We start from the raw sequence: 16568 nt of genomic DNA on the forward strand, positions 1-16568 counted from the left end.
GATGCTCAAGTCCAAGATCCACCGGGCGACGGTCACCCAGGCCGACCTGCACTACGTGGGGTCGGTGACGATCGACGAGGACCTCCTCGACGCCGCCGACCTGCTGCCGGGTGAGCAGGTCGCCATCGTCGACATCACCAACGGCGCCCGCCTGGAGACCTACGTCATCCCCGGCGAGCGGGGCACCGGTGTGATCGGGATCAACGGCGCGGCCGCGCACCTGGTCCACCCCGGCGACCTCGTCATCGTGATCAGCTATGGCCTGATGGACGAGACCGAGGCCAAGAGCCACATCCCGAAGGTCGTGCACGTCGACGGCGCCAACCGCATCGTCGAGCTCGGCGGCGACCCGTCGGCGCCGGTGCCGGGCGCGGCCGACCAGAAGCGCAGCGACCTCGGCGTGCCGGTTCGGTGACCGCGCTGGCGGCCGACTCGATCACCGGGCTCCCACTGCGGCTCGCCGCGCCGGCGCCCGGCTGGGAGCTCGCCGCCGACGTCTGCGTCGTCGGCTCCGGGATCGCCGGGCTGTGCGTCGCGCTGCACGCCCGCGCCGCCGGGCTGTCGGTCGCCGTCGTCACCAAGGTCCGCGTGGACGCCGGCTCGACCCGCTGGGCGCAGGGCGGGATCGCCGCCGTCCTCGACCCCGCCGACACCCCCGAGGCGCACGCCCGGGACACCGAGGTCGCCGGCGTCGGCCTGTGCGAGCCGGACGCCGTCGACGCGCTCGTGCACGAGGGCCCGGACCGGCTGCGCCAGCTGATGGACTGGGGCGCGGCGTTCGACCGCGACCCCTCGGGGCGGCTGCTGCTGACCCGCGAGGGCGGGCACTCCGCCGACCGCATCGTGCACGCCGGCGGCGACGCGACCGGGTCGGAGGTGCAACGCGCCCTGCAGGACGCCGTGCGCGCCGACCCGGGGGTCACCCTGGTCGAGCACGCGATGGTGCTGGACCTGCTGACCGACGCCGACGGCCGCGCTGCGGGGGTCACCCTGCACGTGCTGGGCGAGGGCAGCGCCGACGGCGTCGGTGCGGTGCGCGCCCGCGCGGTCGTGCTCGCCACCGGGGGCATGGGCCAGGTCTACGCCGCCACCACCAACCCGTCGGTCTCCACCGGCGACGGCGTCGCGCTCGGCCTGCGCGCCGGGGCGGTCGCCACCGACCTGGAGTTCGTCCAGTTCCACCCCACGTCGCTCTACCTCGGCCCGGGAGCGCGCGGCCAGCAGCCGCTGGTCAGCGAGGCGCTGCGCGGCGAGGGTGCGGTGCTCCGCGACGGCGCGGGGGAGCGGTTCATGGTCGGGGTCCACCCGCTGGCCGAGCTCGCGCCCCGGGACGTCGTGGCCAAGGCGATCACCGGTGTCCAGCTGCGCGACCGTGTTCCGAACGTGTGGCTCGACGCCCGCGCGGTGCCCGACGTCGCCCGCCGGTTCCCCACCATCACGGCGAGCTCCCGGGCCATCGGTCTCGACCCGGCCACCGACCTCATCCCGGTCACCCCGGCGGCGCACTACGCCTCCGGCGGGCTGGTCACCGACCTGGCCGGGCGGACGACGGTGCCCGGCCTCTACGCCTGCGGGGAGGTGGCCTGCACCGGCGTCCACGGGGCGAACCGGCTGGCGTCGAACTCGCTGCTGGAGGGGCTGGTGTTCGCCGCCCGGATCGGTGCCGAGCTGGCCGCCCGGCTGCCCGAGCCGGCGGCGGTGCGGTTCCCCGCGGCCGCGCCGTCCGGGCTGCTGGACCCCGCGGGACGCCGGCAGGTCAGCGACACGATGTCGGCCCGGGTCGGGGCGCTGCGCAGCGGCACCGGCCTGGCCGAGGCGACCGACCGGCTGGCCGCGCTGGCCGCCGGGCTGAGCGGGGTGGCACCGGGCGTGGACAGCTGGGAGGCCACCGACCTGCTCACCGTCGCCAGCGCCGTCACCGCCGCGGCGGCCACCCGCGAGGAGACCCGCGGGTGCCACTGGCGGGAGGACCACCCTGAGACCGAGGAGGCCTGGCGGGTGCACCTGGACATCCGGCTCGATCCGCACGGACACCTGTCGGTGACCCGACGCCCCGTCGGCACCCCGGTGGTGCAGCCGTGGTGAGCGACGCCCGGGACCTGAGCGGGACCGGGCTGACCGAGGCGTGGGTCGCCGAGCTGGTCGAGCGCACCCTCGCCGAGGACCTCACCGGCGGCGCCCCGCTGCCCAGCGAACCCGACCTCGCCGTCGCCCACGACGTCACCAGCGCCGCCACCGTGCCCGCCACCCAGTTCGGCACGGCCGACCTGGTCGCCCGCGCCGACGGCGTGGTCGCGGGCCTGCCGGTCGCCGCCCGGGTCTTCACCCGGCTGGCCCCCGGCGCGACGCTCACCGCGGTGGCCTCCGACGGTGACCGGGCGGCGCGCGGCGACGTCCTGCTGACCGTCCGCGGGCCGGTGCGCGCGTTGCTGGCCGCCGAGCGCAGCGCGCTCAACATCGCCAGCCGGGCCAGCGGCATCGCCACGCTCACCCGCCGCTGGGTGGACGCCGTCGAGGACACCGGCGCAGTCGTCCTCGACACCCGCAAGACCACGCCCGGGCTGCGGTCGCTGGAGAAGTACGCCGTCCGCTGTGGCGGCGGCGCCAACAAGCGGATGGGCCTCTACGACGTGGCGATGGTGAAGGACAACCACGTCGCCGCCGCCGGGTCGGTGGCCGCCGCCGTCGCCGCCGTCCGCGAGCGCGCGCCCGGGGTGACCGTGCAGGTGGAGGTGGACGTGCCCGCGCAGGCGGTGGAGGCGGTCGAGGCCGGCGCGGACTTCCTGCTCTGCGACAACATGCCGCCCGCGGCCCTGCGCGAGGTCGTGGCCCTGGTGGCCGGACGGGCGGAGCTGGAGGCCACCGGCGGGCTGACGCTGGAGGTGGCCCGCGAGGTGGCGGAGACCGGCGTCGACTACCTGTCGGTGGGGGCGCTCACGCACTCGGCGCCGATCCTCGACCTGGCGCTGGACCTGCGGGCCTGAGCCGTGCTGCTCACCGTCGACGTCGGCAACAGCCAGACCGTCCTCGCCACCTTCGACGGCGACCGGCGGGTGGGCTGCTGGCGGGTCACCACCGCACCGCGGGCCACGTCCGACGAGCTGGGCATGCTCTGGCGGGGCCTGCTGCGCGACACCGTCGTCACCGGCGTCGCCGCCTGCTCCACGGTCCCCGCCCTGCTGCCGGCGCTGCGCCAGCTCCTGGACTCCCTCGACGTGCCGGTGGTCCTCATCGGCCCCGGCGTCCGGACCGGCGTCCCGCTGCACGTGGACAACCCGCGCGAGGTCGGCGCCGACCGGGTGGTGACCGCGCTGGCCGCGCACGAGCTGTTCGGCCGCGGCGCCGACGGGGGCTCCCGGCCGGTCGTGGTGGTCGACTTCGGCACGTCCACCAACGTCGACGCCGTCGGCCCCGACGGGCAGTTCCTCGGCGGCGCGCTCGCGCCCGGCGTCGAGGTCAGCCTCGAGGCGCTGGCCACCCGGGCGGCCCAGCTGCGGTCGGTCGAGCTCACCGTGCCGCCGCACGCCATCGGCAAGAACACCGTGGCCGCGCTGCAGTCCGGGCTGGTCCTCGGGTTCGCCGGCCTGGTCGACGGGCTCGTGTCCCGGATCGCCGCGGAGCTGGTCGCGCAGTTCGGGTCCGCCCCGGTCGTCGTCGCCACCGGCGGGCTCGCCCCGCTCGTCGCCGACAGCTGCAGCTCCATCGGCGAGCGCGAGCCCGACCTCACCGTCCACGGGCTGCGGCTGGCCTTCGAGCGGCAGCAGGGGGCAGGACGGCGTCCGGCGTCCCCGTAGGCTGGTCTCCCGTGAGTGAGGCAGCGCCCGTGGCCGACGACGTCGACGAACTCCCCGAGCAGCTCCGGGTCCGCCGGGCCAAGCTCGACCGGCTGCGGGACGGCGGTGTCGACCCCTACCCCGTGGCCGTCGCCCGGACCACCACGCTGGCCGACGTCCGCACCGCTCACCCCGACCTCCCGCCGGACACGATGACGGGGGTGACCGTCGGCGTCACCGGGCGGGTCATCTTCTCCCGCAACACCGGCAAGCTCTGCTTCGCGACGCTGCGCGAGGGGGACGCCGAGCTGCAGGTCATGCTCTCCCGCGACCGGGTGGGCGAGGAGTCCCTCGCCGCGTGGAAGTCCGACATCGACCTCGGTGACCACGTGCTGGTCACCGGTGAGGTCGGGACGTCGCGGCGCGGCGAGCTCTCGGTGTTCGCCGACTCCTGGCAGCTGACCTCGAAGGCGCTGCGCCCGCTGCCGGTGGCGCACAAGCCGATGAGCGAGGAGCTGCGGGTCCGCCGCCGCTACGTCGACCTCATCGTCCGCGACGAGGCCCGGCGCACCGTGCGCCAGCGGGCCACGGTGATGTCGACGCTGCGCACCGGACTGGTCTCCCGCGGCTACCTCGAGGTCGAGACGCCGATGCTGCAGACCGTGCACGGCGGCGCCGCGGCCCGGCCGTTCCGGACGCACATGAACGCCTTCGACCTCGACCTGTACATGCGCATCGCGCCCGAGCTGTTCCTCAAGCGCTGCATCGTCGGCGGCCTGGACCGGGTGTTCGAGATCAACCGCAACTTCCGCAACGAGGGCGCCGACAGCACCCACTCGCCGGAGTTCGCGATGCTCGAGGCCTATCAGGCGTATGCCGACTACCAGGTGATGGCGACGCTGACTCGCGAGCTCACCCAGGAATGCTGCGCTGCCTTGTTCGGGGACCACGTGGCGCGGCACAACGACGGCACCGAGATCGACCTGTCGGGCGAGTGGCCGCAGATCCCGCTCTACACCGCGGTGTCCGAGGCCGTCGGCGAGGAGGTCACCCCGGAGACGCCGGTCGAGCGGCTGCGGGCGATCGCCGAGCGGCACGACGTCGGCGTCGACCCGGCGTGGGTGCCCGGCAAGGTGGTCGAGGAGCTCTTCGAGGCGCTGGTGCAGGACACCCTGCGGTCGCCGACCTTCGTCATCGACTACCCGCTGGACACCTCACCGCTGACCCGGGCGCACCGGTCGCAACCGGGCCTGGCCGAGAAGTGGGACCTCTACATCGCCGGCGTCGAGCGGGCCACCGCCTACTCCGAGCTGGTCGACCCGGTCGCGCAGCGGGATCGCTTCACCGCCCAGGCCGCGCTGGCGGCGGCCGGCGACCCCGAGGCGATGGCCCTGGACGAGGACTTCCTCGAGGCCCTCGAGTACGGCATGCCGCCCACGGGGGGCATGGGCATGGGCATGGACCGGCTGATGATGACGCTCACCGGTCTGGGAATCCGCGAGACCATCCTCTTCCCACTCGTGCGGCCGATTTCGACCTGAACCTCTGTGTCCCGTTTCACCCCATTGTGTGCGGTGTGCCGGAAAGTGTGCTGAATGCACTATGGTGCGGAGTGTCGATCGCGATCGCCTCTCAAGGGCGGTAAACCGCACCGGGAATGCCCGGGCACAGGGGAATGGGGAACAGGAATGGCTCGTAAGGTCCAGGTCATCCTCAGTGACGACCTCGACGAGAACCTGCCGGCCGACGAGACCGTGAGTTTCTCCCTCGACGGCACGAACTACGAGATCGACCTGTCGGAGAAGAACGCCGAGGAGATGCGCGAGGCGTTCTCCCGCTACGTGCAGGCCGCCCGCAAGGTGGGTCGCGGCAGCGGTCGCGCCTCCGGCGGCGGGCGCTCGCGGGCGACCGGTGGCGGCGGCCGGATGGACCGCGAGCAGGCCGGCGCCATCCGCGACTGGGCCCGCAAGAACGGCCACGCGGTCAGCGACCGCGGCCGCATCCCGGCCAGCGTCGTCGAGGCCTACGAGGCCGCGCACTGAGGGACGCCCCCTCGCCCCCGGCGCTCGCGCGTTGGTGCCGGGTCCGTGCGAGGGGGGCGCTCCAGCACGTCACCAGGCCCGGTCCCCGTTCGGGGGCCGGGCCGTCGTCGTCCCGGCGGCGGGGGCGGTGGCCTGACCTGCGCGACCAGGGACCAAGGGCCCTGGGGAACGAGGAACGGAACCGTCACGATCCGGATGTGAGCTCCGGTGTGGCGCACCCGACCGCCGCCGACGACGACAGCGAGCCGGGCGACCACTGGGCCGGTGCGGACGCCTCGCCGTGCGCACCGACCTTCACCGCCACCCTGGACCAGCGCCACGGCGTCATCCGGACCCGGGGCCACCTGGACGCGCTCGCCGCGGACCTCCTCCGCGGCAGCGTGGTCGCCCTGCAGCGCCAGGGGCACCGGCTGGTGACCGTCCGGATCGGCCCGTCGGCCACGGTGGACGACGACGCGCGGACGGTGCTGGCCGACCTCGGCGCCCGGCTCGCCGCCGACGGCGTCCGGCTGGTGGTCGAGTGAGCCGCGGCGCGTGAGCTCGTCCCGGGCCGGCGGTCGTCCGCTCAGGGCGTAACGGGGCCGGAACACCGGCCGGGCACCATCGGTTGGACCGTGCAGTCCCTCTCTACCGCCCCGGCCGCGTGCCGACGGTGGAGCGGGGTCCGCGACTACAGTGGAAAGACCGGTGCCCCCGCGCGCCGACGGATGTCGGGTGCTCCTCTCCACCACGGGGAGGGCAGTGCCGGACCAGCCGGTCAGAGGAGAAGCAGCAGATGTTCGAACGGTTCACCGACCGAGCCCGCCGCGTGGTCGTCCTGGCCCAGGAAGAGGCCCGGATGCTCAACCACAACTACATCGGCACCGAGCACATCCTCCTGGGCCTGATCCACGAGGGTGAGGGCGTCGCTGCCAAGGCTCTCGAGTCCCTGGGCATCTCGCTGGAGGGTGTCCGCCAGCAGGTCGAGGAGATCATCGGGCAGGGCCAGCAGGCCCCGTCCGGTCACATCCCCTTCACCCCGCGGGCCAAGAAGGTGCTCGAGCTGTCCCTGCGCGAGGCGCTGCAGCTCGGCCACAACTACATCGGCACCGAGCACATCCTGCTCGGCCTGATCCGCGAGGGTGAGGGCGTCGCCGCCCAGGTCCTCGTCAAGCTGGGCGCCGACCTCAACCGCGTCCGCCAGCAGGTCATCCAGCTGCTCTCCGGCTACCAGGGCAAGGAGCCGGCCGCGGCCGGCGGCCCGGCCGAGGGCACGCCGTCCACCTCGCTGGTGCTCGACCAGTTCGGCCGCAACCTGACCCAGGCCGCGCGCGACTCCAAGCTCGACCCGGTCATCGGGCGGGCCAAGGAGATCGAGCGGGTCATGCAGGTCCTCTCGCGGCGGACCAAGAACAACCCCGTCCTCATCGGTGAGCCCGGCGTCGGCAAGACCGCCGTCGTCGAGGGCCTGGCCCAGGCGATCGTCAAGGGCGAGGTGCCCGAGACGCTGAAGGACAAGCAGCTCTACACGCTCGACCTCGGCGCGCTCGTCGCCGGTTCCCGCTACCGCGGTGACTTCGAGGAGCGGCTGAAGAAGGTCCTCAAGGAGATCCGCACCCGCGGCGACATCATCCTGTTCATCGACGAGATCCACACCCTCGTCGGGGCCGGTGCCGCGGAGGGCGCGATCGACGCCGCCAGCATCCTCAAGCCGATGCTCGCCCGCGGTGAGCTGCAGACCATCGGCGCCACCACGCTCGACGAGTACCGCAAGCACCTGGAGAAGGACGCCGCCCTCGAGCGCCGCTTCCAGCCGATCCAGGTGGGCGAGCCGACGCTCACCCACACGATCGAGATCCTCAAGGGCCTGCGCGACCGCTACGAGGCGCACCACCGGATCAGCATCACCGACGGCGCCCTGGTCGCCGCCGCGACGCTGGCCGACCGGTACATCTCCGACCGCTTCCTGCCGGACAAGGCGATCGACCTGATCGACGAGGCCGGCGCCCGGATGCGGATCAAGCGGATGACCGCCCCGCCGGACCTGCGCGAGTTCGACGACCGGATCGCGGCCATCCGCCGCGAGAAGGAGTCGGCGATCGACGCCCAGGACTTCGAGAAGGCCGCGTCGCTGCGCGACAAGGAGAAGACCCTCCTGGCCGAGAAGGCCGAGCGCGAGAAGCAGTGGAAGGCCGGCGACATGGACGTCGTCGCCGAGGTCGACGACGAGCAGATCGCCGAGGTCCTCGCCAACTGGACCGGGATCCCCGTCTTCAAGCTCACGGAGGAGGAGACCACCCGACTCCTGCGCATGGAGGAGGAGCTCCACAAGCGGATCATCGGCCAGGAAGAGGCCATCAAGAGCGTCAGCCAGGCGATCCGGCGCACGCGGGCGGGCCTCAAGGACCCCCGCCGTCCCGGTGGCTCGTTCATCTTCGCCGGCCCCTCGGGTGTCGGTAAGACGGAGCTGGCGAAGGCGCTGGCGCAGTTCCTGTTCGGTGAGGACGACGCGCTCATCCAGATCGACATGGGTGAGTTCCACGACCGCTTCACCGTCTCGCGCCTGGTCGGTGCCCCTCCCGGCTACGTCGGCTACGACGAGGGTGGCCAGCTGACCGAGAAGGTGCGGCGCAAGCCGTTCTCGGTGGTCCTATTCGACGAGATCGAGAAGGCGCACGCGGACGTGTTCAACACGCTCCTGCAGGTGCTCGAGGACGGCCGGCTCACCGACGGTCAGGGCCGGATCGTGGACTTCAAGAACACGATCCTGATCCTCACGACCAACCTCGGTACGCGGGACATCTCCAAGGCCGTGGGGCTGGGCTTCCAGGTCGGCAACGACACCCAGTCCAACTACGAGCGCATGAAGCTCAAGGTCAACGAGGAGCTCAAGCAGCACTTCCGGCCGGAGTTCCTCAACCGGATCGACGACATCGTCGTGTTCCACCAGCTGACCGAGGACGAGATCATCGAGATCGTCGACCTCATGGTCTCCCGCGTGGAGACCCAGCTGGCGAACAAGGACATGTCGCTCGAGATCACCCCGGCGGCCAAGAAGCTGCTCGCGCACCGTGGCTTCGACCCGGTGCTGGGTGCCCGGCCGCTGCGCCGGACCATCCAGCGCGAGATCGAGGACGCGCTGTCGGAGAAGATCCTCTACGGGGAGCTGACCGCCGGTCAGATCATCGTGGTGGACGTCGAGGGCGAGGGCGCCGACGCGAAGTTCACCTTCCGCGGCGAGACCAAGCCGATCGACCTCCCCGACACCCCGCCGGTCGCGCTGTCGGTCGGCGACGAGGAGCCGCCGGCCACCCAGGCCGAGTGACCTCGTAGGTCCGCACGACGGGGCCGTCTCCCATCCCGGGAGGCGGCCCCGTCGTCGTTCCACCCGGAGGACGACGGTGTGATGGCGCGAGGCGGGCACCCGCGGCGGACGCCGGTCCACGGCGGGCTGCTCATCGTGGCGGCGACGGCGGGCGACCCGTCGTGTGGGTCCCGGGGCGAGGCCTGCCCGCTGGCTGCGCGCCGTCCTCATGGTGGCCGCGCTCGTGGTGGCGCTCGCGGGCTGGCCGATGACCTTCCGCGACCTCAGCAACCCGAGCCGGCGCCGCTGAGCCGGCGACGCGCTGCGCCCGGCCGGCCATCACCGGTCGGCCGCCGCTTCGCCGTGTGCGCCGGCCGAGTGCGCAGTCGTGGTCGTCCGCGGCGGCGCGCCGTGTCGTGTCGGCGGCACCGACTGCGCAGTCGGGGCAGGGCGCTCAGGCGGGGAGGCGGAACCGGCCGTCGACGATCTGCTCGACCAGGCCGTCGACGAGGAGCGAGTCCAGGCACCGGGCGCGCTGCACCGCGTCGGGCCAGGCCTCGTCGAGCAGAGCGGCCGTCACGGGGCCCTCAGCGGCCCGCAGGACGTCGAGCAGGCGGCCGCGCACCTGCCGGTCCGTCCCGGCGAACTTCTGCACCCTGCGGGCCGGACCGTCGTGTGCCGGGCAGCCCGCCCGGCGCCAGGCGCACTCGTTCCGCACCGGGCAGGCTCCGCACCGCGGCGTCCGGGCGACGCACACCAGCGCGCCGAGCTCCATGACCGCCACCGAGAAGCGCACCGCCCGCTCCGGGTCCGCCGGCGCCAGCGCCGTGACGTCGGTGAGGTCCGAGGCCCGGGCGGTGCCCGCCTCGGCCCGCCCGTGCACCAGGCGCGCCACCACCCGGCGCACGTTGGTGTCGACCACCGGCTGGGGGTGGCCGTGCCCGAAACAGGCGACGGCGCGGGCGGTGTACGTGCCGATCCCCGGCAGGGCCTCCAGGGCCGCCACGTCGTGCGGGACGACGCCGCCGTGCCGCTCCACCAGGGCGACGGCCGCCTCCCGCAGCCGCAGCGCCCGCCGCGGGTAGCCGAGCTTGCCCCACGCGCGGATCACCTCGGCGGGGGAGACGGCGGCCAGTGCCGCAGGCGTCGGCCAGCGGGCCATCCACTCGCGCCAGACCGGCTCCACGCGGGCCACTGGGGTCTGCTGGAGCATCACCTCGCTGACGAGGACCGCCCACGGGTCGACGTCCAGACTGCGCCACGGCAGGTCGCGGGCGGCGGTGGCGAACCAGTCGACGAGGACCTCGCCGACCTCGACTCCGCGCGTCGGTGAGGGGCTGGGCGAGCTGTCCACGGGGACCCAGTGTGCCGCCTGCCAGGGACGGCGTGCCGACACCGCCGGCTCCGGGCGGGCGCACTACGGTTCTCGGCGTGCTGCACCCGGTCGGACCCCTGCCCTCGGCGGTCTACTGGCGGCGACGTCTCCTGCTCCTGCTCCTGGCCGTCGCCGTGCTCGGCGGCGGGGGCTGGCTGGTGGCGGCGACGGCGAGCGGGGGCCCGGGCGGTGCCACGGCGGCCGCGACACCGACCGGCACGACGCCGGCCGAGCCCACCGACCCGCCGGCCCTGGAACAGGTGGTGCCGTCCCTGGCCAGCGTGCGGACGCCGACGCCCCCGCCCGCGGTGCCCGAGGACCCCGCGCCGGTCGAGCCGGCTCCGGTCGAGACGCCGGCCGCACCCACCCCGGGCGGCCCCTGCAGCGACGACATGATCGCGCTGGAGGTGCGCAGCCCCGGCAGTGCCCCGGTGGGCGGACGGCCGACGTTCGAGCTGGCGGTCGCGAACGTCTCCACCGTCCCGTGCGTGCGCGCGCTGGACAAGGAACTGCAGGAGATCGTGCTCTTCGACGGTGCCGGCACCCGGCTGTGGGGGAGCAACGACTGCTTCCCGGAGGTCAGCGACGACACCCGCACCCTGGCGCCGGGGGAGACGGTCTCGTTCCCGCTGGTCTGGGGCAGCCGCACGAGCGAGCCGACGTGCACCGCCGAGCGCGTCGTGCTGGGGGCGGGGCAGTACGTGCTGCGGGGCCGGCTGGACACCAAGGTCAGCGGCGACGCCCCGTTCGCGGTGGCGTAGGCGGCAGGACCCCCGCCCCTCTCTCAGCTGTAGCGGTCGAGGATCGAGGTCTCGGCCAGCCGCGACAGGCCCTCGCGGATGCCGCGGGCGCGGGCCTCGCCGACGCCCTCGACGGCGAGGAGGTCCTCGATCGTGGCGGCGAGGAGCTTCTGCAGCCCGCCGAAGTGGTCGACCAGGCGGTCGATGATGCCGGCCGGCAGCCGCGGCACGCGGGCCAGCAGCCGGTAGCCGCGCGGGCTGACCGGGGAGTCGAGGGCCTCCGCCGACGTCGGCAGCCCGTAGCAGCGGGCGACCGCGGAGAGGTCGAGCAGCTCGGTCGCCGACAGGGCCCGCAGGTCGGTGAGCACCTGCTCGATCGTGCGGGGCCGGCGGGCGCCGCCGGGGAGGTAGTCGCGGACCAGCAGGCCGCGGTCCTCCTCGACGCCGGCGAGCATCTCGTCCAGCTGCAGGGCCAGCAGCCGCCCGTCGGTGCCGAGCTCGACGACGAAGCCCTCGATCTCGTCGGCGATCCGCCGGACCATCTCCAGCCGCTGGCTGACGCTCATCGCGTCGCGGACGGTGACGAGGTCCTCGATCTCCAGCGCCGACAGCGTGCTGGCCACCTCGTCCAGCCGCAGCTTGTACCGCTCGAGGGCGGCCAGGGCCTGGTTGGCGCGGGCCAGGATCGTGGTCGGGTGCTCGAGGGTGTAGCGCCGGCCGGCCACGTAGACGCTGATGATGTGCATCGACTGGCTGACCGAGATCACCGGGAAGCCGGTCTGGACGGCGACCCGCTCCGCGGTGCGGTGCCGGGTGCCGGACTCCTCGGTCGGGACGGTCGGGTCGGGCATCAGGTGGACGCCGGCCCGCACGATCCGCGACCCGTCGTAGGAGACGATCACCGCGCCGTCCATCTTGGCCAGCTCCCGCAGCCGGGTGGCGGAGAGGGCGACGTCGAGGGCGAACCCGCCGGTGCAGATGGACTCCACCACGCGGTCGTACCCGAGCACGATCAGTGCGCCGGTGCGCCCGGCCAGGATCCGCTCCAAGCCGTCGCGCAGCGCCGTTCCGGGGGCGATGCGACCGAGCAGTTCCCGGAGCGCGACCTCGGGATCCACGGCGGGGGGCACGAGCGCTCCTGACGTTCGGTGTGGTGGCGGCTGAGTCTACGTGGCACCCGACCGTATCGGCCGGGGGTCGGGACTCACCCCACCGGATACGGCGACGGCCGTCCGGGAACGGTCACTGTGAGAACAGGCGGGCGAAGGCGGCCCCCATGTCGGGTACCTCGACCAGGCGCATGCCGCGCGGGGCCGGGCCGGCGTCCTCGGGCACGAGGGCGACCCGGTAGCCCTGGCGGGCGGCCTCGGCCAGCCGGCGGGAGGTGCCGCCCACGCGGCGGATCTCCCCGGACAGCCCGACCTCGCCGAGGGCGACCAGGCCCTGCGGCAGGGGGATGTCCTTGGCGGCGGAGGCGATGGCCAGGGCCAGAGCGAGGTCGGCCGCGGGCTCCGCGATGCGCACGCCGCCCACGGAGGCGGCGAAGACGTCGGCGTCGGCGAGCCGCACCCCGCCGCGGCGCTCCACCACGGCGTTGACCATCGCCACCCGCTGGCTGTCCAGGCCGCTGACCGCCCGCCGGGGCGAGCCGCCGCCACCGGAGCCGGCGACGAGCGCCTGCACCTCCGCCAGCAGCGGGCGGCTCCCCTCCATCGTCACCGTGACGCAACTGCCGGGCACCGGGGCGGCCCGCCGGGAGACGAACAGGTGGGACGGGTCGGGGACGCCGATGACCCCGCCGTCCCCGATCTCGAAGCAGCCGATCTCGTCGGCCGGGCCGAACCGGTTCTTGGCCGCCCGGATCAGCCGCAGGGTCGAGTGGCGCTCGCCGTCGAAGGAGATGACGACGTCGACGAGGTGCTCGAGGGCGCGGGGGCCCGCGATCGCGCCGTCCTTGGTGACGTGGCCGACCAGGATGGTGGTCATCCCGCGGCTCTTGGCGACGCCGGTCAGTGCGCTGGCCACCGCGCGCACCTGCGTGGCGCCACCGTCGGTGCCGTCGACCGCGGGGGAGCGCACCGTCTGCACGCTGTCGAGGACCAGCAGCGACGGCGCGACCTGCTCGACGTGGGCGAGGACGGCGGACAGCTCGGTCTCGGCGGCGAGGTAGAGGCGGTCGTGCAGGGCGCCGATCCGCTCGGCCCGCAGCCGCACCTGGGCCGCCGACTCCTCGCCGGACACCACCAGCGCGGGACCGTTCGAGGCGGCGACCCGGTGGGCCACCTCGAGCAGCAGCGTGGACTTGCCGACGCCCGGCTCGCCGGCGACCAGCAGCACCGCGCCCGGGACGAGACCGCCGCCCAGGACCCGGTCGAACTCCTCGATGCCGGTCGGGACGGCGCGCGCTGCGGCGAGCTCGACTTGGGCGATGGGCACGGCCGGCGCGGTGACCGGGCCGGCCGCCACGGCGCGCAGCGGGGACGCCGGGGCGCCGACCTCCTGCAGGGTGCCCCAGGCCTGACACTCGGGGCAGCGGCCGACCCACTTGGCCGAGGCGTAGCCGCACTCGGTGCAGCGGTGGGCGGGTCGGGCGGACTTCACTCCTGCGGGCACCCGGCGACGCTAACCGCCGGGTACGACAGTCCCGGACCGCCGCGCGGCTCAGCCGCCGGACTCGGGGTTGCCCCCGCCCGCCACCTCGGTGTCCTGCTCCTCGGACTCCTCCTCCGTGTGGAAGTCGAAGCCCTCCTCGCGGGGCTGCACCCGGTCCGGGTTCTCCACCATCGCGCGGACGGTCACCTCGCCGGCCTGCTCGAAGGTGAGGGTCAGCTCGAGGCTCTGGCCGGCGGTGAGCTCCTCGGTGAGGTCCGCCAGTTCGACGGTGAGGTCGCCGTCGCCCCCGATGAAGACGGTGGAGTTGCCGGGGACGGGGACGTCGACCTGGGAGCTGGCCGTGGCGGCGCCGGTGGCCGGGGCGGTGGTCGTGGCCGCGCCGCCGGTCGCCGGCGGGGTCGCCGACGGGGAACCGGGGACGGCGGGGGAGGCGCTGGCCTGGCCGGTCACCACCACGCCGTCGAAGCCCTCGCCCTCGATGCCGACGAGCGTGTCCTCCTCGTTCCCGGAGTTGATGACCGCCATGGTCAGCGGGGCGTCGTCACCGGCCTCGTAGCGCCCCTCGTCGGGGTGCTCCAGAGTGACCTTGCGGAGGGTGATCGAGCCCACCTGGGCCTCGGCGCCGACCTTGTCCCGGTTCTGGGTGGCGGTCTGCGTCACCTGCCCGGCGCTGCACGCGGTGAGCGCGATCGGGCTGAGGAGCAGGGCACCCATCGTGGCGGCGCGCAGTGCGCGGTTCACAGCCGTCGACCTCCAGGGACGTGCCGGCCACCGCACGTCGATGGCCCGGGTCGCGCCGAGCCTAACGCCCGTCCCCCTGCCCCCGCCGGGAGGGAACCGGTGCCGTGGCGCCGCGGCGGGACCGGGCGGCGGCCGTCGCGCACCCGTCCGGGTGACCGCGGTGCAGATCCCCTGCCCGACTGCCGATCCCGAAGGAGTGCGGGGACCGGCGAGGGGAGGCGCGGTGCGGACGGGACTGCCGTTCGACGACGTCCTGGCCGCGGCCCAGGCCGGGGCCGCATGGGCCTTCGAGGTGCTCTACCGCGACCTCGCGCCGGCGGTGACCGGCTACCTGCGACTGCACGGGGCGGCCGAGCCCGACGACCTGGCCAGCGAGACGTTCATCGGCGTCCTCACCGGGCTCGGGGGCTTCCGCGGCGACGAGGACGCCCTGCGGGCATGGGTCTTCACCATCGCCCACCGGCGACTGGTCGACGACTGGCGGCGGCGTGGACGCCGTCCGCAGGTGACCGACGACGACGCGGTGCTCCACGAGCTCGGCGGGGGCGATGCCGAGGACGACGCACTGGTGCGGATCGGTGCCGCGGACGTCCACCGGCTCTGCGGCACCCTCCCCGGCGACCAGCGGACCGTGCTCCTCCTGCGGGTCCTCGGCGACCTCACCGTCGAGCAGGTGGCGCGTGTGCTCGGCCGCTCCGTGGGCTCGGTCAAGGCCCTGCAGCGGCGTGGCCTGCGCAGCCTGCGCACCGCCCTCGAGAGCGTTCCACCCGAACGGGTGACCGCCCCCGCGCACCCTTCTGTGGCCCTCCTGCGATGACGAGGACGAGATGACCATCCCAGCCGACGCCCGAGCCGCCGAGGAGGCCTTCGAGGCCTGCCTCGCCGGCCGTCCGGTACCCGACGGCGCCTCCGGCCTGGCCGCGTTCACCGACGCGGTCCGGGCCGGCGCCACGGTGCCGGGACGGCCGAACGCGGCCCTGGCCGAGCTGCTGGCGACGGGTCTCCTCACCCCCATCCAGGAACCGTCCTGCGGGACGGCCGGGCCCACCGCCCGGACCTCACGGAAGAGGCCACGCATGCTGCTCACCACCCTCGCCGCCAAGATCGCCTCGGCCGGCGTCCTCGCCAAGGCGGCCGCCGGCACCGGCGCCGTCGTGGTCGCCGTCGCCGGCGCCACCACCGCCGGCGCCCTCACCACGCCGCCGGAGCCGGCTCCGGTCGTCGAGACCGTCGTCTCCGACCAGCCCACGGACCCCACTCTCGAGCCGACCGACCCCGCCCTCGAGCCGACCGGCAGCGGTGACGGGACGCAGGCGGGCACGGAGAACGGGAGCGGCTCCGCGGTCCCCGCCGGGGGTGAGGAGGCCCAGACCTCCGCCGAGGAGGGCGAGATCCCCGCCGAGCCGCAGGCGCGCGTCGACGAGGCGCCGGTCGACGACGCCGCCGCCAAGACGGCGTGGCAGGCCGGGCCCACCCCCGGCCAGTCGCACGGCGAGTGGGTCAGCGAGGGGGCCCGCCGTGGCTGGGTCGACGGCGGCACCGTCAGCAGCCAGGCGCGCCAGCGCAACGCCAAGCCCACCCAGGCGCCCGCCCCGGTGGACGAGCCGGTCGCGGAGCGGCCGGTCGTGGAGGAGCCGGTCGTCGAGCAGCCGGCGGGGGCCCCGGCCGCGCAGGTCGCCGACAGCGGCACCGGCCACGGGAACGCCGGCGGCAACGGCAACGGCAACGGCAACGGCCGGAAGTGATCCCTGCCGGTGGGGGGGGGGGGGGGGGGGGGGGGGGGCGCCGGCCGCGCCGCCGCGCGGCCGTCCCCCCCCCCCCCCCCCCCCCCCCCCCCCCGCCCCCCCCCCCCCCCCCCCCGCCCCGGGCCCCCCCCCCGGGGCGCCCCTGGCCGGCAGCGACCGGATGGCGCCGGGGGTGCCGTCGAGGTTGTTGCCGCCGTGGGTGGACACCGAGATGGCGCTGACGCCGGCGTCGACCGCGCGGCGGGCGTCGTCGACC

General features: G+C 74.7%; 16 protein-coding genes and 1 pseudogene. 12 read left to right on the top strand and 5 right to left on the bottom strand.

The window, feature by feature from the left end; all coding sequences use genetic code 11:
• The first annotated feature begins 1 nt into the window (after position 1).
• The 9 genes from panD to ACI78Q_RS01370 all read left to right on the top strand — a co-directional run bounded on the left by panD (position 2) and on the right by ACI78Q_RS01370 (position 9408).
• Positions 2–415 carry an aspartate 1-decarboxylase gene (panD, locus tag ACI78Q_RS01330; protein ID WP_456921502.1) on the top strand — a complete coding sequence of 138 codons (414 nt, stop codon included), beginning with the start codon at positions 2–4 and terminating at the stop codon, positions 413–415.
• Positions 412–2085: an L-aspartate oxidase gene (locus tag ACI78Q_RS01335; protein ID WP_456921503.1), complete on the top strand. Its 1674-nt coding sequence runs from the start codon at positions 412–414 to the stop codon at positions 2083–2085. Before panD ends, ACI78Q_RS01335 begins: the two co-directional genes overlap by 4 nt.
• Positions 2082–2984 (top strand): carboxylating nicotinate-nucleotide diphosphorylase, encoded by a 903-nt coding sequence (nadC, locus tag ACI78Q_RS01340; protein WP_456921505.1) that lies wholly within the window; start codon positions 2082–2084, stop codon positions 2982–2984. Before ACI78Q_RS01335 ends, nadC begins: the two co-directional genes overlap by 4 nt.
• A gap of 3 nt (positions 2985–2987) precedes the next feature.
• On the top strand, positions 2988–3794 hold the full coding sequence (locus tag ACI78Q_RS01345) for a type III pantothenate kinase (protein WP_456921506.1): 807 nt from the start codon (positions 2988–2990) through the stop codon (positions 3792–3794).
• 11 nt (positions 3795–3805) lie between these two features.
• Positions 3806–5314, top strand: coding sequence for a lysine--tRNA ligase (lysS, locus tag ACI78Q_RS01350; RefSeq protein WP_456921507.1), 1509 nt, complete (start codon positions 3806–3808; stop codon positions 5312–5314).
• A gap of 147 nt (positions 5315–5461) precedes the next feature.
• Positions 5462–5815, top strand: coding sequence for a histone-like nucleoid-structuring protein Lsr2 (locus ACI78Q_RS01355; protein WP_456921509.1), 354 nt, complete (start codon positions 5462–5464; stop codon positions 5813–5815).
• 197 nt (positions 5816–6012) lie between these two features.
• On the top strand, positions 6013–6339 hold the full coding sequence (locus tag ACI78Q_RS01360; protein WP_456921510.1) for a hypothetical protein: 327 nt from the start codon (positions 6013–6015) through the stop codon (positions 6337–6339).
• 251 nt (positions 6340–6590) lie between these two features.
• On the top strand, positions 6591–9119 hold the full coding sequence (locus tag ACI78Q_RS01365; RefSeq protein WP_456921511.1) for an ATP-dependent Clp protease ATP-binding subunit: 2529 nt from the start codon (positions 6591–6593) through the stop codon (positions 9117–9119).
• A 163-nt stretch (positions 9120–9282) separates the two neighbouring features.
• On the top strand, positions 9283–9408 hold the full coding sequence (locus ACI78Q_RS01370; RefSeq protein ID WP_456921512.1) for a hypothetical protein: 126 nt from the start codon (positions 9283–9285) through the stop codon (positions 9406–9408).
• 144 nt (positions 9409–9552) lie between these two features.
• Here the strand turns inward: ACI78Q_RS01370 and ACI78Q_RS01375 are convergent, their stop codons facing one another.
• Positions 9553–10452: an A/G-specific adenine glycosylase gene (locus tag ACI78Q_RS01375; protein WP_456921513.1), complete on the bottom strand. Its 900-nt coding sequence runs from the start codon at positions 10450–10452 to the stop codon at positions 9553–9555.
• Between the two features lie 77 nt (positions 10453–10529).
• Here ACI78Q_RS01375 and ACI78Q_RS01380 point away from each other — a divergent pair, with 77 nt between their 5' ends.
• Positions 10530–11234 (top strand): MucR family transcriptional regulator, encoded by a 705-nt coding sequence (locus tag ACI78Q_RS01380; protein ID WP_456921514.1) that lies wholly within the window; start codon positions 10530–10532, stop codon positions 11232–11234.
• Positions 11235–11257: 23 nt separating this feature from the next.
• Here ACI78Q_RS01380 and disA read toward each other — a convergent pair whose 3' ends face one another.
• From disA to ACI78Q_RS01395, 3 genes are all read right to left on the bottom strand, one after another.
• A complete protein-coding gene (gene disA / locus ACI78Q_RS01385) occupies positions 11258–12343 on the bottom strand; it encodes a DNA integrity scanning diadenylate cyclase DisA (protein WP_456921515.1) in 1086 nt (361 codons plus the stop codon).
• Positions 12344–12455: 112 nt separating this feature from the next.
• A complete protein-coding gene (radA, locus tag ACI78Q_RS01390; RefSeq protein WP_456921516.1) occupies positions 12456–13826 on the bottom strand; it encodes a DNA repair protein RadA in 1371 nt (456 codons plus the stop codon).
• Between the two features lie 48 nt (positions 13827–13874).
• A complete protein-coding gene (locus ACI78Q_RS01395; RefSeq protein WP_456921517.1) occupies positions 13875–14567 on the bottom strand; it encodes a hypothetical protein in 693 nt (230 codons plus the stop codon).
• 223 nt (positions 14568–14790) lie between these two features.
• On the opposite strand from ACI78Q_RS01395, the gene ACI78Q_RS01400 reads away from it, so the two are divergent.
• Together ACI78Q_RS01400 and ACI78Q_RS01405 are read left to right on the top strand one after the other, a co-directional pair.
• Complete coding sequence (locus ACI78Q_RS01400) at positions 14791–15384, top strand: RNA polymerase sigma factor (RefSeq protein ID WP_456921518.1); 594 nt, start codon at positions 14791–14793, stop codon at positions 15382–15384.
• 10 nt (positions 15385–15394) lie between these two features.
• Positions 15395–16312, top strand: coding sequence for a hypothetical protein (locus tag ACI78Q_RS01405; protein ID WP_456921519.1), 918 nt, complete (start codon positions 15395–15397; stop codon positions 16310–16312).
• A gap of 156 nt (positions 16313–16468) precedes the next feature.
• Here the strand turns inward: ACI78Q_RS01405 and ACI78Q_RS01410 are convergent.
• Positions 16469–16568, bottom strand: a pseudogene (locus ACI78Q_RS01410) (alpha-hydroxy-acid oxidizing protein); the annotation flags it as partial.

It is taken from the genome of Geodermatophilus sp. SYSU D00705 (assembly GCF_054050135.1).